This window comes from Streptomyces sp. NPDC091416 (genome assembly GCF_044756845.1).
GTDB lineage: Bacteria > Actinomycetota > Actinomycetes > Streptomycetales > Streptomycetaceae > Streptomyces.
Map to the genome: position 1 here is coordinate 326,487 of NZ_JBIVTU010000009.1, position 25,824 is coordinate 352,310.

24 protein-coding genes and 7 tRNA genes are annotated in these 25,824 nt (G+C 71.7%); 21 read left to right on the forward strand and 10 right to left on the reverse strand.

Translation table 11 applies throughout. From position 1 onward, the window contains the following. Positions 1 to 124 precede the first annotated feature (124 nt). Positions 125 to 1,378 (forward strand): uroporphyrinogen-III C-methyltransferase, encoded by a 1,254-nt coding sequence (gene cobA, locus ACIQMX_RS26960; protein WP_363072318.1) that lies wholly within the window; start codon positions 125 to 127, stop codon positions 1,376 to 1,378. 64 nt (positions 1,379 to 1,442) lie between these two features. Continuing rightward, positions 1,443 to 2,261: an RNA methyltransferase gene (locus tag ACIQMX_RS26965; RefSeq protein WP_363072320.1), complete on the forward strand. Its 819-nt coding sequence runs from the start codon at positions 1,443 to 1,445 to the stop codon at positions 2,259 to 2,261. 81 nt (positions 2,262 to 2,342) lie between these two features. Here ACIQMX_RS26965 and ACIQMX_RS26970 read toward each other — a convergent pair whose 3' ends face one another. Further along, positions 2,343 to 3,647 carry a protein kinase gene (locus tag ACIQMX_RS26970; RefSeq protein ID WP_402481825.1) on the reverse strand — a complete coding sequence of 435 codons (1,305 nt, stop codon included), beginning with the start codon at positions 3,645 to 3,647 and terminating at the stop codon, positions 2,343 to 2,345. A gap of 205 nt (positions 3,648 to 3,852) precedes the next feature. Between ACIQMX_RS26970 and ACIQMX_RS26975 the strand changes: the two genes are divergently transcribed. The 4 genes from ACIQMX_RS26975 to ACIQMX_RS26990 all read left to right on the forward strand — a co-directional run bounded on the left by ACIQMX_RS26975 (position 3,853) and on the right by ACIQMX_RS26990 (position 6,163). Continuing rightward, complete coding sequence (locus ACIQMX_RS26975; RefSeq protein WP_148016263.1) at positions 3,853 to 4,113, forward strand: hypothetical protein; 261 nt, start codon at positions 3,853 to 3,855, stop codon at positions 4,111 to 4,113. A gap of 186 nt (positions 4,114 to 4,299) precedes the next feature. Beyond that, the gene (locus ACIQMX_RS26980; RefSeq protein WP_363072324.1) at positions 4,300 to 4,509 is read left to right on the forward strand and encodes a hypothetical protein; all 210 of its coding nucleotides are present in this window, start codon (positions 4,300 to 4,302) and stop codon (positions 4,507 to 4,509) included. A 236-nt stretch (positions 4,510 to 4,745) separates the two neighbouring features. Beyond that, the gene (locus ACIQMX_RS26985) at positions 4,746 to 5,810 is read left to right on the forward strand and encodes a phosphotransferase (RefSeq protein ID WP_402481828.1); all 1,065 of its coding nucleotides are present in this window, start codon (positions 4,746 to 4,748) and stop codon (positions 5,808 to 5,810) included. 68 nt (positions 5,811 to 5,878) lie between these two features. Next, positions 5,879 to 6,163, forward strand: coding sequence for a zf-TFIIB domain-containing protein (locus ACIQMX_RS26990; protein WP_402481831.1), 285 nt, complete (start codon positions 5,879 to 5,881; stop codon positions 6,161 to 6,163). A gap of 109 nt (positions 6,164 to 6,272) precedes the next feature. On the opposite strand, the gene ACIQMX_RS26995 is transcribed toward ACIQMX_RS26990, so the two are convergent. The 5 genes from ACIQMX_RS26995 to ACIQMX_RS27015 form a co-directional block, all read right to left on the reverse strand. Beyond that, positions 6,273 to 6,344 (reverse strand) — tRNA-Val (locus ACIQMX_RS26995). Between the two features lie 23 nt (positions 6,345 to 6,367). Further along, positions 6,368 to 6,439: transfer RNA gene (locus ACIQMX_RS27000), tRNA-Val, on the reverse strand. Between the two features lie 19 nt (positions 6,440 to 6,458). Next, positions 6,459 to 6,530 (reverse strand) — tRNA-Val (locus tag ACIQMX_RS27005). A gap of 1 nt (position 6,531) precedes the next feature. Then, a tRNA-Cys gene (locus tag ACIQMX_RS27010) sits at positions 6,532 to 6,605 on the reverse strand. A 38-nt stretch (positions 6,606 to 6,643) separates the two neighbouring features. Beyond that, positions 6,644 to 6,716 (reverse strand) — tRNA-Gly (locus tag ACIQMX_RS27015). A gap of 163 nt (positions 6,717 to 6,879) precedes the next feature. Between ACIQMX_RS27015 and ACIQMX_RS27020 the strand changes: the two genes are divergently transcribed. The 3 genes from ACIQMX_RS27020 (at position 6,880) to ACIQMX_RS27030 (ending at position 9,646) form a co-directional block, all read left to right on the forward strand. Then, positions 6,880 to 7,917 (forward strand): chorismate-binding protein, encoded by a 1,038-nt coding sequence (locus tag ACIQMX_RS27020; protein ID WP_402481936.1) that lies wholly within the window; start codon positions 6,880 to 6,882, stop codon positions 7,915 to 7,917. Then, positions 7,914 to 8,735, forward strand: coding sequence for an aminodeoxychorismate lyase (locus tag ACIQMX_RS27025; RefSeq protein WP_363072329.1), 822 nt, complete (start codon positions 7,914 to 7,916; stop codon positions 8,733 to 8,735). Before ACIQMX_RS27020 ends, ACIQMX_RS27025 begins: the two co-directional genes overlap by 4 nt. A 74-nt stretch (positions 8,736 to 8,809) precedes the next feature. Then, positions 8,810 to 9,646 (forward strand): GNAT family N-acetyltransferase, encoded by an 837-nt coding sequence (locus tag ACIQMX_RS27030; protein WP_402481833.1) that lies wholly within the window; start codon positions 8,810 to 8,812, stop codon positions 9,644 to 9,646. A 319-nt stretch (positions 9,647 to 9,965) separates the two neighbouring features. Here ACIQMX_RS27030 and ACIQMX_RS27035 read toward each other — a convergent pair whose 3' ends face one another. After that, entirely contained in the window at positions 9,966 to 10,481 is a 516-nt protein-coding gene (locus tag ACIQMX_RS27035; protein WP_402481836.1) for a DsbA family protein, read from the reverse strand. Positions 10,482 to 10,682: 201 nt separating this feature from the next. Between ACIQMX_RS27035 and ACIQMX_RS27040 the strand changes: the two genes are divergently transcribed. The 4 genes from ACIQMX_RS27040 (at position 10,683) to ACIQMX_RS27055 (ending at position 13,979) form a co-directional block, all read left to right on the forward strand. Further along, positions 10,683 to 11,138 carry a hypothetical protein gene (locus ACIQMX_RS27040; protein WP_363072335.1) on the forward strand — a complete coding sequence of 152 codons (456 nt, stop codon included), beginning with the start codon at positions 10,683 to 10,685 and terminating at the stop codon, positions 11,136 to 11,138. Between the two features lie 380 nt (positions 11,139 to 11,518). Next, complete coding sequence (locus tag ACIQMX_RS27045; protein ID WP_402481838.1) at positions 11,519 to 12,538, forward strand: LacI family DNA-binding transcriptional regulator; 1,020 nt, start codon at positions 11,519 to 11,521, stop codon at positions 12,536 to 12,538. A 100-nt stretch (positions 12,539 to 12,638) separates the two neighbouring features. Continuing rightward, on the forward strand, positions 12,639 to 13,610 hold the full coding sequence (locus tag ACIQMX_RS27050) for an acetylxylan esterase (RefSeq protein WP_402481840.1): 972 nt from the start codon (positions 12,639 to 12,641) through the stop codon (positions 13,608 to 13,610). A gap of 144 nt (positions 13,611 to 13,754) precedes the next feature. Next, the gene (locus tag ACIQMX_RS27055) at positions 13,755 to 13,979 is read left to right on the forward strand and encodes a hypothetical protein (RefSeq protein WP_363072402.1); all 225 of its coding nucleotides are present in this window, start codon (positions 13,755 to 13,757) and stop codon (positions 13,977 to 13,979) included. Between the two features lie 4 nt (positions 13,980 to 13,983). On the opposite strand, the gene ACIQMX_RS27060 is transcribed toward ACIQMX_RS27055, so the two are convergent. Both ACIQMX_RS27060 and ACIQMX_RS27065 read right to left on the reverse strand, forming a co-directional pair. Next, the gene (locus ACIQMX_RS27060) at positions 13,984 to 14,559 is read right to left on the reverse strand and encodes a CGNR zinc finger domain-containing protein (protein ID WP_363072340.1); all 576 of its coding nucleotides are present in this window, start codon (positions 14,557 to 14,559) and stop codon (positions 13,984 to 13,986) included. Positions 14,560 to 14,912: 353 nt separating this feature from the next. Then, a complete protein-coding gene (locus ACIQMX_RS27065; protein WP_003959770.1) occupies positions 14,913 to 15,326 on the reverse strand; it encodes an SsgA family sporulation/cell division regulator in 414 nt (137 codons plus the stop codon). Between the two features lie 190 nt (positions 15,327 to 15,516). Between ACIQMX_RS27065 and ACIQMX_RS27070 the strand changes: the two genes are divergently transcribed. The 7 genes from ACIQMX_RS27070 to ACIQMX_RS27100 all read left to right on the forward strand — a co-directional run bounded on the left by ACIQMX_RS27070 (position 15,517) and on the right by ACIQMX_RS27100 (position 22,881). Then, entirely contained in the window at positions 15,517 to 16,008 is a 492-nt protein-coding gene (locus tag ACIQMX_RS27070; RefSeq protein ID WP_402481843.1) for a TIGR02611 family protein, read from the forward strand. Between the two features lie 54 nt (positions 16,009 to 16,062). Then, positions 16,063 to 16,134 (forward strand) — tRNA-Val (locus ACIQMX_RS27075). Between the two features lie 176 nt (positions 16,135 to 16,310). Next, positions 16,311 to 17,594 (forward strand): extracellular solute-binding protein, encoded by a 1,284-nt coding sequence (locus ACIQMX_RS27080; RefSeq protein ID WP_363072344.1) that lies wholly within the window; start codon positions 16,311 to 16,313, stop codon positions 17,592 to 17,594. A 70-nt stretch (positions 17,595 to 17,664) separates the two neighbouring features. Further along, positions 17,665 to 18,597, forward strand: a complete 933-nt coding sequence (locus ACIQMX_RS27085) for a sugar ABC transporter permease (protein WP_326666774.1) — start codon at positions 17,665 to 17,667, stop codon at positions 18,595 to 18,597. Next, positions 18,594 to 19,457, forward strand: a complete 864-nt coding sequence (locus ACIQMX_RS27090) for a carbohydrate ABC transporter permease (RefSeq protein WP_363072346.1) — start codon at positions 18,594 to 18,596, stop codon at positions 19,455 to 19,457. Before ACIQMX_RS27085 ends, ACIQMX_RS27090 begins: the two co-directional genes overlap by 4 nt. Positions 19,458 to 19,464: 7 nt before the next feature. After that, on the forward strand, positions 19,465 to 20,046 hold the full coding sequence (locus ACIQMX_RS27095; RefSeq protein WP_363072348.1) for a hypothetical protein: 582 nt from the start codon (positions 19,465 to 19,467) through the stop codon (positions 20,044 to 20,046). 90 nt (positions 20,047 to 20,136) lie between these two features. After that, positions 20,137 to 22,881, forward strand: coding sequence for a Tat pathway signal sequence domain protein (locus ACIQMX_RS27100; protein ID WP_402481847.1), 2,745 nt, complete (start codon positions 20,137 to 20,139; stop codon positions 22,879 to 22,881). A 33-nt stretch (positions 22,882 to 22,914) separates the two neighbouring features. Here ACIQMX_RS27100 and ACIQMX_RS27105 read toward each other — a convergent pair whose 3' ends face one another. Then, entirely contained in the window at positions 22,915 to 25,455 is a 2,541-nt protein-coding gene (locus ACIQMX_RS27105) for an SCO7613 C-terminal domain-containing membrane protein (protein ID WP_402481850.1), read from the reverse strand. Between the two features lie 215 nt (positions 25,456 to 25,670). Between ACIQMX_RS27105 and ACIQMX_RS27110 the strand changes: the two genes are divergently transcribed. Continuing rightward, positions 25,671 to 25,742: transfer RNA gene (locus tag ACIQMX_RS27110), tRNA-Val, on the forward strand. The last annotated feature ends 82 nt before the right edge of the window (positions 25,743 to 25,824 follow it).

Genomic DNA, 25,824 nt, shown 5'->3' on the forward strand with positions numbered 1-25,824 from the left:
GCACCCCGGCCCCCGCCCACCGCACCCCGTATCGTGAACCCAGCCCCACAACATCGCACGTCACAGCCGCTCCACCGCCGCAGCGGCCCGCAGCCTTCGCATCGCACGAGGAGCCCGCACCGCCATGGCCGAGCACGCCGATCACCCCGCCTACCCCGTCGGACTGCGCCTGAGCGGGCGCCGTGCAGTCGTCGTCGGCGGCGGCCAGGTCGCGCAGCGCCGCCTGCCCGCCCTCATCGCGGCCGGCGCCGACATCGTCCTCGTATCGCCGTCCGCCACCCCGTCCGTCGAGGCGATGGCGGACGCCGGCGAGATCCGCTGGGAGCGCCGCCCGTACGCCGACGGGGACCTGGCCGACACCTGGTACGCCCTCATCGCGTCCGACGACACGGCGGCCAACGACGCCGCCTCCGCCGAGGCCGAGCGCACCCGGACCTGGTGCGTGCGCAGCGACAACGCGGACGCGGCCACCGCCTGGACTCCGGCCACCGGCCGCAGCGAGGGCGTGACGGTCGCCGTCCTGACCACGGACGCGCACGGCCGCGACCCGCGCCACTCCGCCGCCGTCCGCGACGCCATCGTCGAGGGGCTGCGCGACGGAACCCTCGCCGCCCCCCACCACCGCACCCGCACCCCCGGCGTCGCCCTGGTCGGCGGGGGCCCCGGCGACCCCGACCTGATCACCGTCCGCGGCCGTCGCCTCCTCGCCGAGGCCGACGTCGTCATAGCGGACCGGCTCGGCCCGCGCGACCTGCTGGACGAACTGCCGCCGCACGTCGAGGTGATCGACGCCGCCAAGATCCCGTACGGCCGCTACATGGCGCAGGAGGCGATCAACAACGCGCTGATCGAGCACGCCAAGGCGGGCAAGGCCGTCGTCCGGCTCAAGGGCGGCGACCCGTTCGTCTTCGGGCGCGGCATGGAAGAGGCGCAGGCACTCGCCGCCGAAGGCATTCCCTGCACCGTCGTGCCCGGCATCTCCAGCTCGATCTCGGTCCCCGGCGCGGCCGGCATTCCCGTCACCCACCGCGGTGTCGCCCACGAGTTCACCGTCGTCAGCGGCCATGTCGCCCCCGACGACGAGCGTTCACTGGTCGACTGGGAAGCCCTCGCCCGGCTGCGCGGCACCCTCGTGCTGTTGATGGCCGTCGACAAGATCGGCGCCATCGCCCGTACGCTCATCGCCCACGGCAAGTCCCCCCTGACGCCGGTCGCACTGGTCCAGGAAGGGACCACGGCCGCCCAGCGCCGCGTCGACGCGACGCTCGCCACGGTCGGTGAAAGGGCCGTGGCCGAGGACGTCCGCCCGCCCGCCGTCATCGTCATCGGCGATGTTGTCGCGGTCGGCCCGGAACCGGCCGCACCCACCGCAGAGTAACCATCGGTAACGGATCTTCCTCCAGACCGTTGGCACCACACACCGGACAAGGCAGTATCAACCTGTGGCTGATCTCATCACCGTCGACGACCCCGACGACCCCCGCCTGAGCGACTACATCGGTCTGACCGACGTCGAGCTCCGGCGCAGGCGAGAGCCCGCGGAGGGCCTCTTCATCGCCGAGGGGGAGAAGGTGATCAGACGCGCCAGGCACGCCGGGTACGAGATGCGGTCCATGCTGCTCTCGGCGAAGTGGGTCGACCTGATGCGCGACGTCATCGACGAGGTCCCGGCGCCCGTCTACGCGGTCAGCCCCGAGCTCGCCGAACGCGTCACCGGCTACCACGTGCACCGCGGCGCGCTCGCCTCCATGCAGCGCAAGCCGCTGCCCACCGCGGACGAGCTGCTCCGTACGACCCGTCGTGTGGTCGTCATGGAGGCCGTCAACGACCACACGAACATCGGCGCGATCTTCCGCAGCGCCGCCGCACTCGGCATGGACGCGGTGCTGCTCTCCCCGGACTGCGCGGATCCGCTCTACCGGCGCTCGGTCAAGGTCTCGATGGGCGCCGTCTTCTCCGTGCCCTACGCCCGCCTCGAGACCTGGCCCAAAGCCCTGGAGACCGTACGCGAAGCGGGCTTCAAGCTGCTCGCGCTGACGCCCGACGAGAAGGCCAGCAGCATCGAGGAGGCCGCGCCGCACCGGATGGACCAGGTGGCCCTGATGCTCGGAGCCGAGGGCGACGGGCTGTCCACCCAGGCCCTCGTCGCCGCCGACGAATGGGTGCGCATCCCGATGGCCCACGGAGTCGACTCGCTGAACGTCGGTGCCGCCGCCGCGGTCGCCTTCTACGCCGTCGCGACCGGCCGCCCGGAGAACTAGGGCCTCGCGTCCGGACCATGCCGGGGCCCGCCGGGTCCGGCATGATCCGAACGAAAGCGCCCTGGCAGGCGCCTCGGCGGCCTACTGCTCGTTCTGCCCCTGCCCCTGCCCCTGCCCCTGCCCCTGACTCTGCCCCGCCCCGAGCCCACGGGCCGGGCCCTGGCAGCCCTGGGCCGCCGCGATGCCCAGCGCCACCAGCAGCGTCACCACGACGAAGACCACCAGCCGCTGCCGCAGCAGCCGCGGATTCGCGGGACGCCGGCCTGTCGAGGTCGAGCGCGTGCCGGGCCGGGTTCCCGGCCGGCCGTTCGTCCCTGCCGCGCCCTGCGGCCGCTTGCCCGGACGCGTCGTGTTGCGTGGCTGCTGCTGCGCGGGGCGCGAACCCCCGGTGCGGGGCGACACCGGCCGCGGTGACGCAGCCTGCCGGCTCTGCGGCCGCGAGGCCGGAGCGGGGCCGGGCGCGCGACGGGTCTGCTGCTCGGTGTACGGGCCGTCCAGACGGCCGGTCGGCCGGTCCGCCTCCTGTGCCGAACGCTGGGCGGGCGGGCGGCTCTCGTGCAGCCCCTGGGCCTCCCGCGCCGCGATCTCCTTGAGCCGCATGGAGAGTTGCAGCGTGCTGGGCCGCTCCTCCGGGTCCTTCGCCAGGCAGGCGCTCACCAAGGGAGCGAGCGCGTCGTGCACGTCGTACAGCTGAGGCTCCTCGTGCACCACGCGGTACAGCATCACCTCGGAACTGCCGTGCCCGAAGGGCGAGTCGGCCATGGCCGCGTAGGCCAGCGTGGCCCCGAGCGAGAAGACGTCCGTCGCGGGCGTCACCGCCGCGCCCCGCACCTGCTCGGGAGCGAGGAAGCCGGGCGAACCGACCGCCGTACCGACGTGCGTGAGCGTGGAGGCGCCGGTCGCCCAGGCGATCCCGAAGTCGATGATCCGCGGCCCCTTGGGGGACAGCAGGATGTTCGACGGCTTCAGGTCCCGGTGGACGACACCGGCCTCGTGCACAGCCACCAGGCCCTCGGAGAGCGCGGCCCCGATGGAGGCCACCTCGGCAGCCGACAACGGGCCCTCCTCGGCCACCTTGTCGTGCAGCGAGGGGCCCGGAACGTACTGCGTGGCGAACCACGGACGGTCCGCCTCCAGGTCGGCGGCGACCAGCCGTGCCGTACAGCCGCCGCGGATCCGCCGGGCGGCGGACACCTCGCGGGCGAACCGTGAGCGGAACTCCTGATCCTCCGCCAGGTCGGGGCGGATCACCTTCAGCGCCACCCGCTGGCCCCGCCGGTCCGAGCCCAGGTAGACGACACCCATGCCGCCCGCCCCGAGCCGCCGGTGCAGTCTGAACGAGCCGACGACACGCGGGTCCTCGCGCCGGAGCCGCATCATCGCCATGTCTGCCCATCCCCGCTGCCTGGTCCGCCTGACGAGGCACAGCTTACGTACCCGCCGCCCGGGGCGCTCAGAGGCCGCGCCCTCGCCGGAGAATCGATTGTCAGTGCCGGGTGGGAAACTTGAGGAGTGGTCAGGGAGCCGCGGATCCACGCTCCCCGACCCGTGCGAGATCTCAAGGGTCAGTCGCAGAAGGGGGATTGGATCAATGAAGGGCGATCGAGTCGAGATAGTCGTGGACGCCGGAGACACGACCCGTACCTACGAAATGGTGGCCTCCAGGGCAGGGCGCAGGGTGGAGACAGCGGTCCGCCGAGGGGTGGTCGAAGTGAGTGAAGTCACGAGGAACGGCTCCGTGGTGCGCACCGCCCGCTTCATGGCGACCAGGGTCCTCGCCCTGGTCGAACAACCGGTACCCAGGGAGGACGCCTCCGAGCGCCCCCTCCGGGATGACCCCAACGTCAGGTAGACCCGTCTCCACCCAGGGGAGTACGCCGACCACCCACGGCTCATCCTCCGGGAGGCCCGGCATTCGGTACGCGGGCATGACGCCGCCCGCGTCCCGGATCCCTAATGTTGAAGTCAAGCGGCGGGCGTCGCACTCGTCCCCCGAGGTCAAACGCCCGCCGCCCCACATCAGGTCAGGAGAGGAACCATGGCGGACACGGCAGCGCGGACGATGGTCCGTACGCAGGGACGCAAGGCCCATGCCTCGTTCGGCAGCCGCCCGTCGTCCGGCACACGCCACCCGCTGGTGGCGACGGCCATGGTTCTTCCTCTGGCGACCCTGCTCGTGGTCGTCTTCGGCGGCTGGGAAGCGGTGGTCACACAGGCGTCGTCCGTGGGCGTGATGCTGGGGCGCTGAGCGGCGCCCCGGGTCCGGAAGAGCGGTCCGGACCGGGACATCCGGCCAACAACCCCGTGGGGACGGGGGTGCGGCGGACGGCAGCGTTTGTCCGGTCAGCTGGGGAGCTGACCGGACATCGCGCTGTCCGGGGCCGTGCGCGTCCCCCGCACCGGCCGGCCGGGCGATCCGCGTACGCTCTCCGGCGGGCGCGGCGCCGGCCGGGTCCGCCGATCCTGTGCCATCCGGGGGAGTCCGTGACCACCGCAGTCGTACGCGCGCTGGGCGCCCTCGCCCACGAAACGGCCCATGCCCGCACGGGGCCCCGCTGCGCCTGCCCGGCGCCGGCCGTCCTCGCGGACCGGGCGGACGGCACCGTCGTCCGCTGCGGTTCCGTCGTCGCCAAGGCCCATGCCGCCGGTACGGACACCGTCGCTCTCTCGGCCCGTCTCGCCCTGGCCGCCGGCCCCGGTCTCGCGGATGTCCTCCTGGGGCCCCTCCCCGTGCCGCCCACCGACGACCTGGCGGGGCGCGGTGCGGCCTCGCCGTACCTCACGGAACTGCTCGGCCGCCCGGTCACCCTGTGGCCCTACGGGGAGCCCGTGGACCCCGGCGACCCGGACGAGGCGCCCTGGGAGGCGACGGCCGTCCTCCTGGCCCGTCTCCACCGCACGGGGATCGGCCACGCCGTACCGGGACAGCCGCCCGGGCCGCCGGCGGTGCCCGCCATGCGCCCGCCCGTCATGGACGTACCCGCGTCGCCCGCGATGCGCGGCCCCGCGAAGGCCGCGCTCGCCGTGGCCCGGATGCGCGCGGCCCGGCCCGGCGAACCGGTCACCGCACCCGTGCTCGCGGCCTGGAGCGGGCTGCCGCCCTGGGCCCGGGACGAGACACCCGCTCCCGCGCACCGGGTGCGCGCCCTCTGCCACGGAGACCTGCACCTGGGCCAGCTGGTCCGGCACCCCGCACCGCACGGCCCGTGGCTGCTGATCGACGTCGACGACACGGGGGCGGGCGATCCCGCGTGGGACCTCGCGCGGCCCGCCGCCTGGTACGCGGCCGGCCTGCTGCCCCCCGAGGTGTGGTTCCGCTTCCTGGGCGCCTACCGGACAGCGGGTGGCCCCGCGGTACGCGCCGACGGTGATCCGTGGCCCGAGCTGGACGTCGCGGCCCGCGCCCTGACCGTCCAGACCGCGGCGCTGGCCCTCGCCAAGTCCGCTGCGGAGGACCGGGCTCCGGATGAGGTGGAACAGGTGATGATCGACGCCTGCGCCCGAATTGCCGCTCTCCCGCCCGAGTTGACCGCCGAACACTCGTCGTAGGGTGAACCGACCGCCGCCGGGCATGCATTCCGGCGACGGCTAACCGACGGCGAGGAGTGAGCCCGCAGATGCAGTGTCCCAAGTGCCACGCACAGATGCAGACATACAACCGCAACGGCGTTCAGATCGAGCAGTGCAGCGGCTGCCGGGGGATATTCCTGGACTACGGCGAGCTGGAGTCCCTGACCCGCGTGGAGGCGCAGTGGACGCAGCAGGCTCCGCCGGCCCCGCCCGCCCCGCAGGCCTACCCCGCGGCTCCCGCGCCGGCCTGGGGCGCCCCGCAGCACCACGGTGGACACCACCAGGGCCACTACCGGCAGAAGAGCTTCGGCCGGATGCTGTTCTCGTCCTGACCCGGCACACCCGTATCCGCGGTCAGGACCGAGCGCGTCCGGGCCGCGGAGACGCTCTGCGGGACAACGGCGAAGCCCCGGTCGTCGAGACGACCGGGGCTTCGGACGGTGCGCGATACTGGGATTGAACCAGTGACCTCTTCCGTGTCAGGGAAGCGCTCTCCCGCTGAGCTAATCGCGCAGGGTGAACCTGCGTGTACTGCGTGCGCGATACTGGGATTGAACCAGTGACCTCTTCCGTGTCAGGGAAGCGCTCTCCCGCTGAGCTAATCGCGCGGGGGTCCTTGCGGACCGGTGGACGATACTGGGATTGAACCAGTGACCCCTTCCGTGTCAGGGAAGTGCTCTCCCGCTGAGCTAATCGTCCTTGGAGGTGGAGACGGGATTTGAACCCGTGTAGACGGCTTTGCAGGCCGTTGCCTCGCCTCTCGGCCACTCCACCAGGGGTGGGGGTTCGGGAAGGATCCCCCACCTTCTGCGAGCGGACGACCAGGTTCGAACTGGCGACCTCAACCTTGGCAAGGTTGCGCTCTACCAACTGAGCTACGTCCGCTTGTCGGTTCCGTTTCGCTTGCGCGTCCCGGCGACGTGTTGAACTCTAGCGGATTCCGGGGCCAGTACAAAAACGCGTTTGTGCAGCGTGCTGAGGTGCGCTCGCCCCGGCGCAGGTCACCGCGTGCCGTCCTAGACTCACGAACGTGCACGACCTCGCTCCAATGGCCCGCTTCGGCGGCCTCGTCGCCTCCGATCTGCAGGATGTGACCCGTGATCCCGCAGCCCTCGACTCGTCCGGATTCTGGGCGGTATCAGCTGATTTCGAGGGCCGACTCGTCTGTGCCCGCTTCGCCACCGTGCGGACCGCGGCCGTTCCCGCACCCGTGCGCGGCGCCTGGCGCGGCCCCGCCGCCGGGGACTGGACCTCGTCCCTCGACCGCGCCGCGTACACGGAGGGCGTACGGCGCATTCGCGCGTACATCGCCACGGGCGAGGTCTACCAGGCCAATCTCTGCCGGGTGATGACCGCGACGCTGCCCGATCCGGCCGCGGCGGACGTGGACGCCCTCACCGCACTGCTGGCGCGCGGCAACCCGGCCCCGTACGCAGGAACGATTCGGCTTCCCGGCCACGGGGTGGAGATCGCCACCGCCTCGCCGGAGCTGTTCCTGCGCAGGGACGGCCGCACGGTCGAGTCCGGACCGATCAAGGGCACCGGGCGCACGGAGGCCGACCTCCTGGAGAAGGATCATGCCGAGAACGTGATGATCGTCGACCTGGTCCGCAACGACCTGGGCCGGGTCTGCGCCACCGGATCGGTCACCGTCCCCGACCTCTGCGCCGTCGAGAAGCACCCGGGCCTCGTCCACCTCGTCTCCACCGTGCGCGGCCGGCTCGCCGAGGGCGCCGGCTGGCCGGAACTGTTCGCCGCGGCCTTCCCGCCCGGATCGGTGACCGGGGCACCCAAGTCCAGCGCGCTGAGGATCATCGAGGAACTGGAGACCGCCCCGCGCGGCCCGTACTGCGGAGGCATCGGCTGGGTGGACGCCGACCGGGCCACCGCCTCCCTCGCCGTGGGGATCCGCACCTTCTGGACCGACCGCACGGGCGGCGTTCCGCTGCTGCGGTTCGGCACCGGGGCCGGGATCACCTGGGGCTCCGATCCGGAACGTGAGTGGGCCGAGACCGAACTGAAGGCGTCCAGGCTGCTCGCGGTAGCGTCGGGCGCATACGAAGCAACCGGAAGGACCGCACCATGAAGATCTGGGTCAACGGGGGACTGCGGACCGCCGATGACGCCCGCGTGTCCGTGCTCGACCACGGGCTGACCGTGGGCGACGGCATCTTCGAGACGGTGAGGACCGCCGAAGGCAGGCCCTTCGCGCTCACGCGCCATCTCGACCGGCTGACCCGGTCCGCCCTGGGCCTCGGGCTGCCCGCGCCCGACCTGGACGAGGTGCGCCGCGCCTGCGCCGCCGTCATCGAGGCCAATCCGGCCGCGCTCGGCAGGCTCCGCATCACCTACACCGGCGGGATCTCGCCGCTCGGCTCCGACCGCGGCACCGCGGGCCCCGGCCTCGTCGTCGCCCTCGGCGAGGTGAAGCGCCGCCCGGACACCACCGCGGTCATCACCGTTCCCTGGACGCGCAACGAGCGCGGCGCGCTCACCGGGCTCAAGACCACTTCGTACGCCGAGAACGTCGTCGCCCTCGCCCGCGCCCACGAGCACGGCGCCTCCGAGGCGCTGTTCGCCAACACCGTCGGACGTCTCTGCGAAGGCACCGGCTCCAATGTCTTCGTCGTCCTCGACGGACAGCTGCACACGCCGCCGGTCGCCTCCGGCTGCCTGGCCGGGATCACCCGCGCCCTGGCGGTGGAGTGGACCGGGGCGCACGAGACGGACCTGCCTTTCGACGTCCTGGACCGTGCCGAGGAGATCTTCCTGACCTCCACCCTCCGCGACATCCAGGCCGTCCACCGGGTCGACGGACGGGAGCTGCCCGGCGGGCCGGGTCCGGTGACCGCCAAGGCCATGCGCGTCTTCGATGAGCGGGCCGGCGACGACCTGGACCCGTGAGCACGTGAGGCGCCCGGCGTCCGTCGCGGCAAAAGCGGATGACGCGTACCGCGGCAGGGGATAGAAATCCTCTGATGACCACGACACTCCGGCCGTCCGGGCCGATCCAGCCAGGCGCCGACGGCGCACAGAGCCGCGCGTACGACGTGTGCGACAACGGGCGCCCCGTCGGCGCCGTCGAGATCGGCACCGAGCCGGGTTCGGACGGCGCGACAGGAGTGCTGCGGTCCCTGCGCGTCGACGAACCGGTGCGGCGGCGCGGCCGGGGCACGATCGCGGCACTGGCGGCCGAGGAAGTGCTGCGGGGCTGGGGCTGCACGCAGGTGCGGACGAGCGTCGCCGCCGACGACCTTGCGGGACAGCGGCTGACCGCCGCACTCGGCTACACCGAACGCAGCCGGAACATGATCAAGCAGCTGCCCGCCGACCCTCCGAAGCTGCCCGACGGGCTGAGCGCACGGCCGATGACGCCCGAGGAGTATGCGGCCTGGGAGGGCGGCGCGATCGCCGGGTACGCGGAGAGCCTGGTGACACGCGGCACCCCGAGGGAGTCGGCGCTGCGGGCGGCCCGCGCCTCGCACGCCGGACATCTGCCGCAGGGCCTCGCCACCGAGGGCGCCTGGCTGAGCCATCTCGTCCGCGAGGACGAGAAGGTCGGGTTCCTCTGGGTGGCGCGGTTCGAGATGCACCCCGGCCAGGTGGTCGGCTACGTCTTCGACGTCGAGGTGGACGAGCGCTTCCGCGGGCAGGGGTACGGCCGGGCGCTGATGCTCCAGGCCGAAGCCGTCGCGCTCTCGGCCGGGGAGACGAGGCTTGGCCTGCACGTCGTCACGGCCAACACGCCCGCACTGCGGCTGTACGAGTCGCTGGGCTACGAGCCGACCCGGTACAACCTGGCCAAGCCGCTCTGACCTGCTGTTCCGATCTGTCGCACGGCTGCCGCCGAGTCTCGGGGGCGGGGCGGGGTGGGGCAAGGGACAGGGGGAGCGGGCGTGCGGGCGTGCGAGACGCGGCGCTCCGGGGGCTCGCCCGCAGCTCGGACCCCTGCCGGCCCGGTCGTCAGCTGCGGCCTCTGCCGGCCCGGGTCCTCCCGGTCTTCAACTGCGGCCTTCGTCGGCCGGGTCCTTCTGGTCGTCGGCTCCGGCCGCGTCGGCCGCTTCTCCCATCGGCAGCGCCGGCCGCGCCGGCAGCTCCGGAGCGCGTCCGGCGCCCGTGGTCCGCTGCCCGGCCTCAGCCCTGTTCGGCGAGCAGCCGGTCGGCGATGGCCTCGATCCGCTCGCGAAGTCCTTCCTGGCTCTTGCCGCCGTCCAGCCGCTCGCCGTCGATCACGTAGGTGGGAGTGCCGGTGACGCCGATCGCCTTGCCCTCGGCCTGGTCGGCGTCCACGATCAGCATGTGCCGGCCGTCGATCAGGGCGGTGTCGAACTCCTCCGTGTCCAGACCGAGTTCCCCCGCCACTTCGATCAGCAGCGGCTCGCCGGCGCGGTCGAGCTCGGCGGTGCGGGCGAGCACCGCCTCGATGTACGGCCAGTCCTTGCCCTGCGCCGCGGCCTCCTCGGCAGCCTGCGCGGCGGCGTAGGCGTGCTTGTGCTTCTCCAGCGGGAAGTGCCGGAGCCGGATCTCGATCCGGTCGCCGTAGCGGGCGCGGAGGGCGTGTACATCGGTGAGGGCGTGGTGGCAGTCGGGGCACTGGAGCTCGCACCAGACGTCGAGGACGACCGGTGCTGCGGGGGTGGAATCGCTCATGGGTCCAGTCTCCCAGGGTGCGAGGAGGCGCCACGACAGGCCTCGGGAGGACCGGACGGCACCCGGTCCGATCGTGGTCCGTGCGGCACCTGGGGAGGATCCCGGCCCTGAAATGTCCCTGATGTGGGCTCGGAGCATGGCCGCGCGCCCGGTCACCGGTGCAGGATGGAAGGGACGTTTCCCCTGCGCCTGGAGGCTCCGATGCTTGCCGAGACCATTTGCTCCGCGGTGTCCGCGGCGGGCCTGGGCATCGCCGCCGTCACGGCGTACCGGAAGCGGTTCCTCACGGCGACCCGGATCGCCGCCTACTCGCTGGTCCCGATCGGGCTGGTGCTGACCGGCGTCGTCGAGTGGGTGTCGGACATCGCCTTCAACCCGAGCGTCTGGCTCGGCTTCGGGGTGCTGGGGGTGGCCTGGCTGCTGTTCATGACCACTCGTGCGATCGAGCGCCGCGGCGGGGGAACCCGCAAGGAACGCAAGGCGGCGGCCCGGGCAGCGCAGTCCGGTGCGATCGCGCCCGCGGCCTCGGCGCCCTCGCTGGGGACGGGTGCACGGGCTGCCGAGCCGCGGCAGAGGCCGAAGAAGCAGTCCGCCGAGGCGGGTCCGGGCGACGACTTCAGCGACATCGAGGCCATCCTGAAGAAGCACGGCATCTGAGAGGGCAGATCGCGAGTCACCCTCCGAGAGCCGAGGTTCGCGAACCGCCCTCCGAGAGCCAAGGCCCTTTCGGGCCCGCTGTCCGACGGGCGCCCGGGCCCGCTGCCCGACGTGCTCCCGGGCCGTCGCTGCCCGACCTGCATCCGGGCCCGCTGGGACCTGCTTCCGGACTGCTTCCGGCCGGCTCCCCGGCCTGCTTCCGAGCAGGCTGATGACACCGCACGGACAGCGCTCCCATGAATCGATTCACCCATGATCCTTGACGGCATTCGGCGAGCGGGTTAGCGTCCCACCCGGATTGAAACAATTCATTCACCACCGTCCGTACGATGGGGTGACGCCGCTGGACGAGCGCGGCCAAGGGCAGTGGGGCAGGACTAGTGGCGCGTGTGGCAGGCATCAAGGATGTGGCCCGGCAGGCCGGGGTCTCCGTGGGCACGGTGTCCAATGTGATCAACCGCCCCGAGGCCGTGCTGCCCGAGACCCGGGCCCGGGTGCTGGCCGCGATCGAGGAGCTCGGATACGTCCGCAGCGAGTCGGCCCGCCAGCTCAGGGCCGGCCGCAGCCGGATCATGGCGCTCCTCGTCCTGGACATGGGCAACCCCTTCTTCGTCGACGTGGCCCGCGGGGCCGAACGCGCCGCCCGCCAGGCGGGCCTCGGTGTCATGGTCTGCAACAGCGGCCAGAGTCCCGCGGAGGAGGCCGAGTACCTCGGTCTCTTCGCGGAGCAGCGCGTCTGCGGCGTACTGATCACCCCGGCCGACGCGACCGGCCGCAATCTCGATTCCTTCAGCCGTCACCGGATTCCCTATGTCCTGGTGGACCGGGTCGCCTCGGGGGCGGGCAGCTGCGCGGTCTCCGTCGACGACGTGCGGGGCGGCGCCCTGGCCGTCGGCCACCTGATCTCGGCCGGGCACCGCTCGGTCGCCTACGTCAGCGGCCCCGGCGACCTGCACCAGATCCGGGACCGTCGTGAGGGCGCGCTGTCCGCGCTCGCCGAGGCGGGGCTGCCGGCCGGGGCACTCGTCGAGATTCCCTCCGACCGCCTCGACGTGGCAGCGGGCCGGGACGCCGGGGCCCGGCTGCTCGGGCTCGTCCCGCGCCCCACCGCTGTGTTCTGCGCCAACGACCTGCTCGCCCTGGGCGTGCTCCAGGCCCTGTACGCGGCGGGAGTGCGAGTCCCGCAGGACATCGCCATCGTCGGGTACGACGACATCGAGTTCGCCGCCGCCGCTGCCGTACCGCTCACCTCGGTCCGCCAGCCGGCGGTCGTGATGGGCCGGATGGCCGCCGAGCTCCTGCTGGAGGAGGCGGACGACGAGGGCGGCACCCACGAGCACCGCAGCGTCGTGCTCCAGCCGGAACTCGTCGTACGCGCGTCCAGCTCCACGCCGCGCTGAGCCACGCCGTCCGGCCCTACCCGCCCGCCCCGTCCCGTCCGGCCCTTCCCCTCCTGCCACTCTCCGCCGTTCCCTTCCGCATGCCCGAAATGGAGACGCCGTGTCCCTGTTCGACCTTCCTCTGGACCAACTCCGTGCCTACCGTCCGGAGTCCGGTGAGCCCGACGACTTCGACGCCTTCTGGCGCCGCACCCTGGACGAGGCCGCCGAGCACCCGCTGGATGCCGAATTCGTCTCCTACGACGCCGCGTTGAGCAACGTCGACGTGCACGACGTGTCGTTCGCCGGCTGGGGCGGACACCGCATACGCGCCTGGCTGAACGTGCCGGCCGGGGCCGAGGGCCCCCTGCCCGTCGTCGTCAACTACCTCGGCTACGGCAGCGGGCGCGGACTGCCTGTCGACCACCTGGTCTGGCCCGCGGCGGGCTGGGCGACCCTGGTCGTGGACACCCGCGGCCAGGGCGCCGTCAACAGCCACTCGGCGGGTTCCACCGCCGACCCGCACGGCGGCGCCGGACCGCAGTCCCCGGGCTTCATGACGCGCGGGATCCTGGACCCCGACGACTACTACTACCGCCGGGTGTTCACCGACGCGGTGCGCGCCGTCGAGGTGGCCCGCGCCCACCCGTCCATCGACCCGGACCGGATCGTCGTGTACGGCGGCAGCCAGGGCGGCGGCATCGCCCAGGCCGTCGCCGGCCTCAGCCCCCACGTCAGGGCGGCGTTCATCGACGTACCGTTCCTGACGCACTACCGGCGGGCCGTCGAGATCACGGACAAGGACCCGTACCAGGAGATCGTGCGCTACCTGGCCACCCAGCACGGCCACGCCGACCAGGTGTTCCGGACGCTCTCCTACTTCGACGGCATCAGCTTCGCGGCCCGGGCGCAGATGCCGGCCCTGTACTCCGTGGCCCTGATGGACCCCATCTGCCCGCCGTCCACGGTCTTCGCCGCCTACAACAACTGGGCCGGCCCCAAGGAGATCGAGGTGTACCCCTGGAACGGACATGAGGGCGGCACCTCGGCCCACCGCACCGTACAGCTGCGCATGCTGCGCGACCTGGGCTGACCGGGCGCGGGGCCGGGGATGCGGGGGAGTGGAGCTCCGACTGCCCGACCGGGCGGCGGAGTTCCACCGGCACCGCCACGGGGCGGGACCCCGAAAGCCTGACGGGTGATCGGACGCCGGAGCGATATGCCCACCGTGCGGGGGGTGAACTCCCGTCGTGAAAAGGTGGGTTGGCCGCCAATCGGTGCCGGACTGCGTCATGATCGTCCCGAGATGGTGGACACCTCCCGGGGCGATGCCCCCGCACCCCCAGCCGAAGAGCCGCGTGGCTGCCTCTTCGCGCTTTCCCAGCCCCCTCTGATGATCTTCCTCACGGTGATCGGCGGCCTGCTGCTGATGGCCGCGTTGCATGATCTCTTCGTGCTGTGAGCCGTCAGCCGGCCGCTTCCCTGCGGCGCGCCCGGTACGCGGCCACGTGCAACCGGTTACCGCACGTGCGGCTGGAGCAGTAGCGGCGGGAGCGGTTGCGCGAGAGGTCGACGAAGGCGTGCCGGCAGTCCGGCGCCTCGCAGCGGCGCAGCCGCTCCGTCTCGCCCGCCACGATGATGAACGCGAGGGCCATCCCGCAGTCGGCCGCCAGGTGGTCGGCGAGCGAGGCGTCCGGTGCGAAGTAGTGCACGTGCCAGTCGTAGCCGTCGTGGTTGCTGAGGTGCGGCGTGGTGCCCGCAGCGGCCACCAGCGCGTTGACGAGCGAGGCGGCGACCTGTGCGTCGGCTGCGGCGAAGACCTCGGCGAACCGTGCCCGCACGTCGTGCACGGCGCGCAGGTCCTTCTCGTCGAGTGCGCCCACCCCGCTCACCCGGTGGCGCCCGGCGAACGCGTACAGCGCCTCGGTGTCGGCGAGCCCGTCCACGGGCTCGCCGCCCTCGGGCGGCTCGCTCTCCGGCGCGGTGTTCACCAGATCGACCACCACGTCGAGGGCGATCCGGGTGTCGTGGGGGATCAGCACGCTTCCGCTCCCTGGCCTCCGGCGGGCCGGGGCACCCGCCGATGGCGGCTGACTCTACTGGCTCGGGCCGGCCGCACCGGGGCGTGAGGGGCCTCCGCGGCTCCTGGGGCATGCGTACGACCCCTGGGCACGCATACGGCCTCCGGGGCGCGGGAGCGGCTCTGGCGGGCGCCTGGCGGGCGTGCGGGGGCACCGTGCGGGTGTGTGAGGGCACCGGCGCGGGCGGTGGAACGCGGACCGGCGCCGTCCCCACGGTGGATTCCGTGAGGACGGCGCCGGTGTCAGCCGTATGAGGTTGTCCGTGCGGCGCCGTCTCCCCGAGTCGGACGGCGTCGTGCGGCTCTCGGCCTGGCTCAGCTCTCGGCCAGGATGTGTGAGAGCTCCGTATCGAGATCGAAGTGACGATGCTCGGTCCCCGGCGGAACCGCGGCGTCGGTCCTCTTCAGGAACGACTCCAGGGCACGCGCGGGGGCCTCCAGCAGGGCTTCGCCCTCTGGGGAGCTCAGTGCGATACAGACGACGCCCTGGCCGTGACTTCGGGATGGCCAGACGCGGACGTCTCCGGTGCCGGTGGGCCTGTGCAGCCCCTCGGCAAGGAGGTCACGGGCGAAAACCCACTCGACCGTCTCCTCCGCTCCGGTGTGGAAGGTGGCGTGCACGGCATACGGATCGGCCGTGTCATACCGCAGGCCCGCGGGTACAGGCAGTGAGGACTCGCTCGACACAACGAGGCGCAGGTGCAGCTCGCAGCTGACCGTGGTGTTCATAAGCGCCAGGGCCTTTCGCTCAGTGTGCGCTCGGGGATTCGCACGTCGGCGAAATCGACATGCCACCTACGGTGGCGTTGTAAACCCCTCTGACCGTTTTGTGATCCTTCAGGTAGCTCGTACAGGGGTGTGTAACTTTGAGTCATGCGGCCATTCCGGTGAACAGGAGCGTTCCGGTAGGTTGACCCCCATGAATGCGGAGAGTGACGAGCGGGACGGGACTGCCGCACCGGCGGATCCGGCGCCCGCGGCGCGGGAAGAGCGCGAGAGCGTGACGGGGGACGTCACGGAGGATGTGGCCAAGGAGGACCGGGAGCTCGGCTCCAGGGCGCCCGGGTTCATCAAGGCGTCCAGGACGCTGCACCTGAGCTGGCAGGTCGGCGTGTTCGTGGTCGGTCTGGCCGTGGTCGCGGCGGGCATCGTGATGCTGCCGTTGCCGGGCCCCGGCTGGCTGGTGATCTTCGGCGGCATGGCGATCTGGGCGACCGAGTTCGTCTGGGCCCAGCTCGTGCTGCGCTGGACGCGCCGGAAGGTCACCGAGGCCGCCCAGCGCGCGCTCGATCCCAAGGTGCGGCGGCGCAACATCGCTCTCACGGTGCTCGGGCTCGTGATCATCGCGGTGCTGGTGGGGATCTATGTGTGGAAGTTCGGAATCGTCATGCCGTGGAAGATCGACGAGTGACCTCCGGGTGGTCGGGGAGCACCGCTGACATGGGGTAATGTTTGGCGTGCGCCCGGGCGATTAGCTCAGTGGGAGAGCGCTTCGTTCACACCGAAGAGGTCACTGGTTCGAACCCAGTATCGCCCACCCCGGACCGACGGCCCGGAAGCTTCCAGAAGCTTCCGGGCCGTCGGCGTTTCCGGGTATCCCGTTCAAGCGCTTCGATCGATTTTCGTCCCAGCCATTGACGTCGCCGGTGCCGCTCCTTACTTTGACCCGGCAAGCGCTTTCTAAAACGATTCAATCAAGCGTAGGGGCGAACTATGTCTCGGAACCAGGGCATGGACCGGCGGCAGATGCTGAAGCTCGCGGGCTTCTCGGCTGCCGGTCTCGGGCTGACCGCGGCCGGCTGCGGCTCGGGCGGTGGCTCGAACGGGCCGGTCACCATCCGGCACGCCTGGTGGGGCGCCGACGACCGGGCGAAGAAGGTCCAGGAGTGCGTCAAGCTCTTCGAGAAGAAGCACCCGAAGATCAAGGTGAAGACGGACTTCCAGCAGTACCCGGACTTCTGGAAGAAGTTCAACACCCAGGCCGCCGGCGGCAACCCGCCGGACGTCATCCAGAACGCGGTGACGTTCCTGCGCAAGTACGAGGCCAAGAACGTCCTGCTCGACCTCAATCCGCAGGCGAAGAAGGGCAACCTCCAGCTGGACGGCTTCCGCGCAGGCCTCGAGAAGTTCGCCGAGATCGACGGCAAGCTGCTCGGCGTCCCGGTCGGGAGCAACTCGATGGCCCTCGTCATCGACGAGAAGGTCTTCGAGAAGGCGGGCGTCGACCACGGCCTCGGCTGGACCTGGGACGACTGGTACGCGGGCCTGCAGAAGATCAAGTCCGGCCAGGGCATAGCCGGCGACTCCGGTCCCCACGGCGTCATGTACCTCTACGACCTGGTCCTGCGGCAGAACGGCAAGGCGTTCTTCACCGAGGAGGGCATGGGCTTCGGCGAGAACGAACTGCTGCCGTACTGGACCGAGGCGCTGGCCCGGGTCAAGTCCGGCGTCTACGCCGACCAGAAGAAGGTCGAGCAGATCAAGCCGGCCTCCGCGCTCGCCAAGGGCCTCTCGGCCGGCGAGTTCACCTGGGACAACTTCTCCGTCCGCTACAGCGCGGAGGGCAAGAGCAGCTACAGCCTCGCGCCCATCCCGAGCACCGACGGCAAGAAGACCGGCCAGTACCTCGGCTCCCTGATGCTGAGCGGCACCGCCCGTACCAAGCACCCCGCCGAGGTCGCCACCTTCATCAGCTTCATGACCCACGACCCCGCCGTCGCCCGCATCATGGGCTACGACCGCGGAGTCCCCGCCACCACCGCGCAGTTCGAGGCCTTCCAGCCCACCGACGCCCCGAGCAAGGCGATCGGCGCGTACGAGACCGAGATCGCCAAGGCCGGCGTGCTGGAGCCCATCACGCCGCACCCGGCCGGTGCCGACGTCGTCGAGGCGGCGTTCCTGCGCATCGCCGGCGACATGTCCCTGGGCAAGGCCTCGCCGGAGGACTCCGTCAAGCAGTTCTTCTCCGAGGCGAAGACCGCCCTCGCCTCGAACTGAGAGGAATGACGCGGTGACTCACATCCAGACCTCCACGAGCGGCCCGGTCCTCGACAAGGACCTCGCCACCGTGGAGCGGAGCGGCCCGGGACGCAAGACCCGCCCCGCTCCGCGACCGCGGGGCCACCGCGAGAATCTGACCGGCTATCTCTTCATGTCGCCCTGGATCGCGGGCTTCCTGTTCCTGATCGCCGGCCCCATGGTCTTCTCGCTGTACCTCGCGTTCACCGACTACAACCTCTTCGACGCCCCGAAGTGGGTCGGCCTGAAGAACTTCACCGACATGTTCGCCGACCCCCGCTGGCGCCAGTCGGTCAAGGTGACCTCCTGGTACGTGGTGATCGGCACCCCGATCAAGCTGGCCGCCGCGCTCGCCGTGGCGATGCTGCTGGCCCAGAAGCGCTGGGGCCAGTCCTTCTACCGGGCCGCGTTCTACGCGCCGTCGCTGATCGGCGCGAGCGTCTCGGCCGCCATCGTCTGGCGCGCGCTGTTCTCCGACGATGCCGTCGTCGACCGGGGACAGCAGCTGTTCGGGATCGACGCGGGCGGCTGGATCGGCGATCCGAACATGATCATCTACGCGCTGGTGGGCCTCACGGTCTGGCAGTTCGGCGCCCCCATGGTGATCTTCCTGGCCGGTCTCAAGCAGGTCCCCAGAGAGCTGTACGAAGCGGCGAACGTGGACGGGGCCAGTGCCTGGCGGAAGTTCTGGAGCATCACCCTGCCGATGATCTCGCCGGTGCTGTTCTTCAACGTCCTGCTGGAGACCATCCACTCCTTCCAGATCTTCGGATCGGCCTACATCGTCAGCAACGGCAGCTGCGGCCCGGCCGACGCGACGCTCGTCTACACCTGTTACCTGTACGACCAGGGCTTCGCGAACAGCCGGATGGGCTTCGCCTCCGCCATGGCATGGCTGCTGCTCGTCGCCGTGGGCCTGGTCACCGCCGTGCTGTTCTGGTCCCAGAAGCGCTGGGTGCACTACGAGGAGGGGGGCCGATGACCCCGATGGACACCACCGCCGTACGACGCCGGCTTCCCGGCTCCCTCGCCTGGCACATCGGCGCCCTCGCCATCCTCGCGGTGGTCCTCTACCCGGTCGTGTGGACGATCGGCGCCTCGTTCAAGCCGAGCGGGGACATCGTCGGCGCGCTGAACCTCCTGCCGACCGACCCGATCACCGACAACTACCGGCGGCTCGCCGACGGCATCGCCGACATCCCGATCTGGAAGTTCTTCCTGAACTCGGCCTACGTCTCCGTCGGTTCCGTGATCGGCGTCGTGCTCTCCTGCTCGCTCACGGCCTACGCCTTCACCAAGGTCCGCTTCGCCGGGCGCAACATCATGTTCGCCATCATGATCGGGACGCTGCTGCTCCCGTACCACGTACTGATCATTCCGCAGTACGTGATGTTCCAGAAGCTGGAGCTGATCAACACCTTCACTCCGCTGCTGATCGGCAAGTACCTCGCCACCGACGCCTTCTTCGTCTTCCTCATGGTCCAGTTCATGCGCGGACTGCCCAAGGAACTCGACGAGGCCGCGCGGCTGGACGGCTGCGGACACCTGCGGATCTACTGGTCGATCGTGATGCCGCTGTGCCGGCCCGCGCTCATCACCAGCGCCATCTTCACCTTCATCCAGGCCTGGAACGACTTCATGGGCCCCCTGCTGTACCTCAACGAGCCGGACAAGTACACCGTCTCGATGGGGCTGCGGATGTTCATCGACCAGGACGCCGTCGCCGACTACGGCGGCATGATCGCGATGTCACTGGTGGCCCTGCTGCCGGTCCTCGCCTTCTTCCTGGCCTTCCAGCGCTACCTCATCGACGGCATGGCCACCTCCGGCCTGAAGGGCTGAGCACCCCGTGGCGACGAAATCCCCCGCCGCACCCAGGACCTCCTTCGTCCGGGAGCGATTCAGCGTCTTCTCCGAATGCCTGCTCACCGGCGTGTGGATCACCGTCGCCGCGCTGCCGCTCGTCACGTTCCCCGCGGCCTTCGCCGCGGGGAGCCGGCACCTGCGCCGGTACCTGGCCGGGGAGGCGGGCGGAGTACGGGAGTTCGCCGCCGACGTACGGGAGGCGTTCCGCAGCGGCTGGCGCATCTCCCTGCTGTGGTGGGCGGCGCTCGCCCTGCTCGCCTTCGACTGGCAGGTCGCCCGGTCCGGCCTGCTGCCGGGCGGCCGTCCGCTCATCGCGGTGAGCCTGCTCGGCCTGCCGGCCGTGGCCGTCTGGGGGCTGCGCACGGCCGCCGCCTGGCAGCCCGCCACGCCCTGGGCGGCCGCCGCCCGGGCCGCCGGCCGCCGGACCCTCACCGACCCGGCAGGCTCACTGCTGCTCGTGGGCGGATTCGTCGCCCTGGCCCTCGCCGCCTGGCAGATCCCACCCCTGGCCGCGCCCGCCCTCGGCTGCCTCGCCGCGGCGGCGGTCGCCGCCGACCGCCGCTGACCGACGGCCGGCCCCACCTACCGCACCACGTCCCACCACGCGTCAGCGTGCGATCAGTCATGCCCTTTTTCGCCACGAATTGGAGTCGTGATGTCCCCGATCCCCCGCCGTACCGTCCTCAAGGCCGCCGCCGTCGCCGGCGCCGCCAGCACCTTTTCCTGGGCGCTGAACGACACCGCCCAGCAGGCGGCCGCAGCCACCGGCAAGGCCGGCGAAGGCCCCGTCGAGATCAGCTGGCTGGAGGAGGACGGCCTCGGCGCCGCACCCGGATCCACCTTCGGCGTCCCCTGGGCCAAGGGGCGCTACCCGGCCGACCAGAAGTTCGCGCTCGCCACCGCCGACGGCAAGGACATCCCCGTCCAGACCTGGGCCACCGCCAAGTGGCCCGACGGCTCACTGAAGTGGACGGCCCACGCGGTCGGCCCCGAAGCCGGCGGCGCCAAGAAGTTCGCCCTCACCACCGGCGAACCCGCCACCGCCGCCCACAAGGTCACGGTGAAGAACAGCGGCGGCTCGATCACCGTCTCCACCGGAGTCATCACCGCGAAGATCGGCAAGACCGGCTCCTCGCTCGTCAGCTCCCTCACCCGAGGCTCCACCGAGATCGCGAAGAACGGCCGCCTCGTCCTCATCCGGCAGGGCGAGATCGAGGACGGCGACCAGGGGCAGGAGAAGTACGAACGCTTCGAGAGCGCCATCAGCAAGGCCGAGGTCGAACAGAGCGGGCCCGTCCGCGCCGTCGTGCGCATCGACGGCAAGCACCGCCACGGCAACCGCTCCTGGCTCCCGTTCTCCGTCCGGCTCTACTTCTACGCCGGTGCCGAATCGTTCCGCATGATGCACACCATCACCTTCGACGGCACCCAGGAACCCGGCAAGGCGAGCGGCGACTTCATCCGCGGCCTCGGCGTCCGCTTCACCGTCCCCATGCGCGACGAGACGTACGACCGCCACATCCGCATCGGCGGCGACGAGACCGGCATGCTCCGCGAAGCCGTCAAGGGCATCACCGGACTGCGCCGGGACCCGGGGGCTGCCGTCCAGGCCGCCCAGTTCGAGGGCACGAAACTGCCGGACCCGGCCACCTGGGACCAGCGCGTCACCACCCGCCTCCCGCTCATCCCCACCTGGGGCGACTACACGCTCAGCCAGCTCTCCGCCGACGGCTTCTCGCTGCGCAAGCGCACCAAGAAGGGCCACGGCTGGATCGCCGCGGGCGGCGGCCGGCGCGCCTCCGGCTTCGGTTACGTGGGCGGCGCGAGCGGCGGACTCTCCTTCGGGCTGCGCGACTTCTGGGAGAAGTTCCCCGCCCAGCTCGACATCCGCGGCGCCGACACGGACGCCGCCGAGGTCACCCTCTGGCTCTGGTCGCCCGAGGCCGAGCCGATGGACCTGCGCTTCTACCACGACGGCCTGGGCCAGGACACCTTCGCCGAACAGCTCGAAGGCCTCAACATCACCTACGAGGACTACGAGCCCGGCTTCGGTACCCCGTACGGCATCGCCCGCACCAGCGAACTCGTCTTCTGGGCCAACGACTCGACCCCCAGCGCCGAGGCCCTCGCCCAGCAGACCCGCACCGTGCGCACCCTCCCGCAGCTCGTCGCCCCGCCCTCCCAGCTCGTCGGCGCGGGCGTCTTCGGCGGACTCTTCTCACCGGTCGACCGCTCCACGCCCGCCAAGGCGAAGATCGAGGACCACCTGGACTTCCTGTTCACGTACTACAAGGACCAGGTCGAGATGCGCCGCTGGTACGGCTTCTGGGACTACGGCGACATCATGCACTCCTACGACCCCGCCCGGCACCAGTGGCGCTACGACGTCGGCGGCTACGCCTGGGACAACTCCGAACTCTCGCCCGACCTCTGGCTCTGGTACGCCTACCTGCGCTCCGGACGCGCCGACATCTTCCGCTTCGCCGAGGCCATGACCCGCCACACCGGCGAGGTCGACGTCTACCACCTCGGCGACTGGGCCGGACTCGGCACCCGCCACGGCGTCCAGCACTACGCGGACAGCGCCAAGCAGCAGCGCATCGCCAACACCACCTACCGGCGCTTCTACTACTTCCTCACCGCGGACGAACGCGTCGGCGACCTGATGCGGGCCAACGTCGACTCCGACGAGACCTTCCTCGGCCTCGACCCGCTCCGCAAGATCCGTACCGAGCCCTACACCCCCGACCGGCACGCCCTGTCCGTCGGCTTCGGCACCGACTGGAGCGGACTCGTCTCCGCCTGGCTCACCGAATGGGAGCGCGGCGGTCCGCAGGCCGAGAAGGCGAAGGCCCGGGTGCTCGGCACCATGGAGACCATCGCCGCCCAGCCCAACGGATTCGTCCAGGGCAGCGGCCTCTACGACCTGGACACCGGGCGTTTCGCCGTCGCCACCGAACCCGTCGTCAGCGTCTCCCACCTGTCCGGGGTCTTCGGACTCAACGAACTGTGCGCCGAACTCATCGGCCTGATCGACATGCCGAAGTTCAAGGAGGCGTACCTCGACTACTGCCGCTACTTCAACGCCAGCAAGGCCGAGCAGGCCGCCCGCTACGGCTCCAACTTCGGCACCCTGCTCCTCTTCCAGGGCCACTCCCGCATGGACGCCTACGCGGCCGTGCAGACGGGCGACGAGAAGCTCGCCGCCCGTGCTTGGGAGAAGTTCTACAACAGCGACGGCTACAAGGAATCCGCCCCCTGGAAGACCGAGAAGGTGAGCGGCCCGGTCACCACCGTCCCGGGCAGCGAGGCCAACTGGGTCTACACCAACGACACCGCGCTGTACGGACTCGCCGCCATCGAGAACCTCGCCCTCGTCGGCGACCGCATGCCGGCCTGAGGCACGCGCGGGCGCCCCAGGCCGGCCTGCGGGTCACCGCATCCGGCCCAGGGCGTCCCTCAGCCGCCGGGCATCCCGCAGCCGCTTCTCGTACGTCGCCCCCACCGCCAGCAGCAGCACCCCGGCCAGCGCCGGCGCGACCCAGCGCGGCATCGCGCCCACCACCTGCACCACGTACGGCGCCAGCTCGTGCAACGCGTCCAGCGCCAGCACCCCGCCGCCCAGCACCAGCAGCGCCTGGAGCCGCAGCCGCGCCCCCAGCAGCGTGATCACCAGCGCCGCCACCCCCAGCGACAACGGCCGCAGCCAGTGCGGATCGCCCCAGGCGGCGAGGAGCGCCGGCACCAGTGTCACCGCCAGGCCCGCCCCGTACGCCGTCCACGACGACGCCGCGGGATCACGACGGCGGCGCAGCACACCGATCACGAGGGCCGGCACGGTCACCGGCAGCGTGTACGCCTCCGGGGACGACACCCCGGACGCCGACAGCCGCACCCAGGACGCCAGCACGAAGAGCGCCGTCGCCAGATAGCCGGCCACCTCCCGCCGGTCCGTACGCAACGCCGTCGCCGCGGCCAGCACCCCGCACAGTGCCAGCACCAGCGCCAGGAACGGCGGGTCCTCCACCGCCGCCACGATCGCGGCCAGGCCCACCGCGCCGCCGGTCAGTTCGAGCGGCAGCGCCACCGCGTGCCCCCGCAGCCGTGCGCCCAGACCTGCCGTCACCGCGGGAACGGCGAGCATCACAGGCGCTGCCTCGTACGACGCGAGCCCCAGCGACGCACCGAAGGCGAGCGCGAGAACGCCGGCGCACACCACCGCCGCGCACACCACCCCCGCCTGCACGGTCACCAGCACCGGCGCACGCGACGGGTCCTCGGGCGCGTCCAGCGCCGTAGCGGCACCCGCGAACATCAGCAGCAGCGCACCGAACACCGCGTAGGTGGCCGGCTCCGAGCCCAGCGACAGCAACCCGACACCCAGCGCACCGACCGAGCCGCACACCCCCGCGGCCACCGCCGTCCCCGTCGTCCCGCGGCGCAGCGCGCCCACCGCAACGGTCAGAACCCCCGCGACCAGCATCGACTGCGAGGCGACCGCCGCCGTGAAGGAGACATCGAGCGCGGGCGGCAGCACGGTGAGCCCCGCCCACCCGAGCACCACGGCCGACGCACCGACGGCCGTCCGCCACCCGGGACGGGGCGCCGGTACCGGCCCGGCCCACCGCATCAGACCCTCCCACGACCGGTACGCCGCCCCGAGCGCCACGGCCACCGACAGCAGCACCACCGGAGCCACCGCCATGTCCTGCCACGGCAGGTCCGTGGCCCCCACCGCTCCGCGGACCCCGCCCTCCGGCGCACCCGCCCACAGCCGCCCCAGCTGAGCCGCCGGACCCACCAGGACCACCGCGACCGGGGCGGCCGAGTACAGCACCGACATGGCCGCCACCGCACCCGCGGCCCACACCAGACCCTGCCCGGCCGGACGCCCCAGCGGAGCCCGTACGCCCAGCAGGACCAGGCCCCCGCACACCAGATACACCTGCACCGCCCAGCCGCCGGGCACCCCGGCCGCCGCGACCCCGCCCACCGCGGCGACCGCGGCCAGTCCGGCCACCGTGCCCGCGGCCACCGCGCCCGGCACCGGTGCCCGGCGGGCCCCCACGAGAGCGATCGCCGCACCGGCCAGGAGCAGCACCCCGGGCACCACCGCGGCGGCCGGACCACTGGCCGACAGCGACTTCACCAGAGCCACCAGCAGACCCGCGCCGCCGGTGACGCAGAGCCCGGCACAGGCCGTGATCCGCACCGCGACTCCCTTGAACCGCACGGCGATCGCGCAGTCCAGCGCCGCCGTCGCCAGGAGCGCGACGGAGAACACCGGGGCGTCCGCCTCCGCGGCCCACGCCCACAGAACCAGCGGCAGCTGCGCGCTGACCACGGCCAGCGGCAGCGGGAGCCGCAACCGGTCGAGCAGCAGGCCGTAGGCGGCCCAGAGCGCCGCGAGCACGGCCGAGGCCACGGCCGCGTAGCCGAGACCGCCGGTGTCCGGAACCGCGACCAGGTACAGGGCGACGGCGTCCAGCACCATCAGCACCGACGCCAGCGCCCCGAGCGCCTCCGCCGTCGAGGACAGACCGCGTCGCAGCAGCACCGCGGGCGCGGACAGCGCCGCCACCGTGACGGCGGTCAGGACGGCCGAGCGCCCGCCGATCCCCATCTGACCCCAGCTCACCAGGGTGAAGGCGATGGCGGCGATCGCCAGCAGCAGACCGCCGAGCGTGAGCAGCACGTTCTGCGCACTGCGGGTACGGACCGGGCGAGCGGCCGGCGCGGACGGCGAACCGGAGGAGGCCGGAGCCCCGATCCAGCCCGCACCCCAGGCAGCGGGACGCGCGGCGGGCAGCGGGAACTGCGGCGTGTGAGCAGCGGCCGGCCGGTGACCGGGTGTCTGCAGCACGCTCAGCAGCCAGGTGCGGCGGGTCAGCAGCTCGGACCGGCGCAGATCGAGCCGGGCGAGCTCACGGTCGAGGATGACCAGTTCCTCGGCGGGTGGCGGCACATGTTCCATGCAGGCGAGTGTGGTGCGGGCCACGCGACCGGGCATGCGCACAGGTACTCAGATACCCGGCTGAGTACGCGCCCGGCGGGGACATGGACCGGAACGGCTGCCCATGTGTCCGTATGGGGGACCTGGTTGCCGGGCCCGGGCGACGTGGATCCGCGGCTCGGCCGGAAGCGGTTTGAACCACACCCGCCGAGCCCTGTATGGTTCAACCCGTTCCCGGGCGATTAGCTCAGTGGGAGAGCGCTTCGTTCACACCGAAGAGGTCACTGGTTCGAACCCAGTATCGCCCACCCCGGGAGAGGCCGGTCCGTCAGCAACAACGACGGACCGGCTTCTGCGTGTCCGGCGGCCGAGCGTCGTATCCGCCCACGC

Coding starts and splice junctions, on each gene's coding strand:
- cobA (WP_363072318.1), top strand. CDS start 125: ATGGCCGAGCACGCCGATCACCCCGCCTACCCCGTCGGACTGCGCCTG.
- ACIQMX_RS26970 (WP_402481825.1), bottom strand. CDS start 3,647: ATGGCGATGATGCGGCTCCGGCGCGAGGACCCGCGTGTCGTCGGCTCG.
- ACIQMX_RS26975 (WP_148016263.1), top strand. CDS start 3,853: ATGAAGGGCGATCGAGTCGAGATAGTCGTGGACGCCGGAGACACGACC.
- ACIQMX_RS26980 (WP_363072324.1), top strand. CDS start 4,300: ATGGCGGACACGGCAGCGCGGACGATGGTCCGTACGCAGGGACGCAAG.
- ACIQMX_RS26990 (WP_402481831.1), top strand. CDS start 5,879: ATGCAGTGTCCCAAGTGCCACGCACAGATGCAGACATACAACCGCAAC.
- ACIQMX_RS27020 (WP_402481936.1), top strand. CDS start 6,880: ATGGCCCGCTTCGGCGGCCTCGTCGCCTCCGATCTGCAGGATGTGACC.
- ACIQMX_RS27025 (WP_363072329.1), top strand. CDS start 7,914: ATGAAGATCTGGGTCAACGGGGGACTGCGGACCGCCGATGACGCCCGC.
- ACIQMX_RS27030 (WP_402481833.1), top strand. CDS start 8,810: ATGACCACGACACTCCGGCCGTCCGGGCCGATCCAGCCAGGCGCCGAC.
- ACIQMX_RS27035 (WP_402481836.1), bottom strand. CDS start 10,481: ATGAGCGATTCCACCCCCGCAGCACCGGTCGTCCTCGACGTCTGGTGC.
- ACIQMX_RS27040 (WP_363072335.1), top strand. CDS start 10,683: ATGCTTGCCGAGACCATTTGCTCCGCGGTGTCCGCGGCGGGCCTGGGC.
- ACIQMX_RS27065 (WP_003959770.1), bottom strand. CDS start 15,326: ATGAACACCACGGTCAGCTGCGAGCTGCACCTGCGCCTCGTTGTGTCG.
- ACIQMX_RS27070 (WP_402481843.1), top strand. CDS start 15,517: ATGAATGCGGAGAGTGACGAGCGGGACGGGACTGCCGCACCGGCGGAT.
- ACIQMX_RS27080 (WP_363072344.1), top strand. CDS start 16,311: ATGTCTCGGAACCAGGGCATGGACCGGCGGCAGATGCTGAAGCTCGCG.
- ACIQMX_RS27090 (WP_363072346.1), top strand. CDS start 18,594: ATGACCCCGATGGACACCACCGCCGTACGACGCCGGCTTCCCGGCTCC.
- ACIQMX_RS27100 (WP_402481847.1), top strand. CDS start 20,137: ATGTCCCCGATCCCCCGCCGTACCGTCCTCAAGGCCGCCGCCGTCGCC.
- ACIQMX_RS27105 (WP_402481850.1), bottom strand. CDS start 25,455: ATGGAACATGTGCCGCCACCCGCCGAGGAACTGGTCATCCTCGACCGT.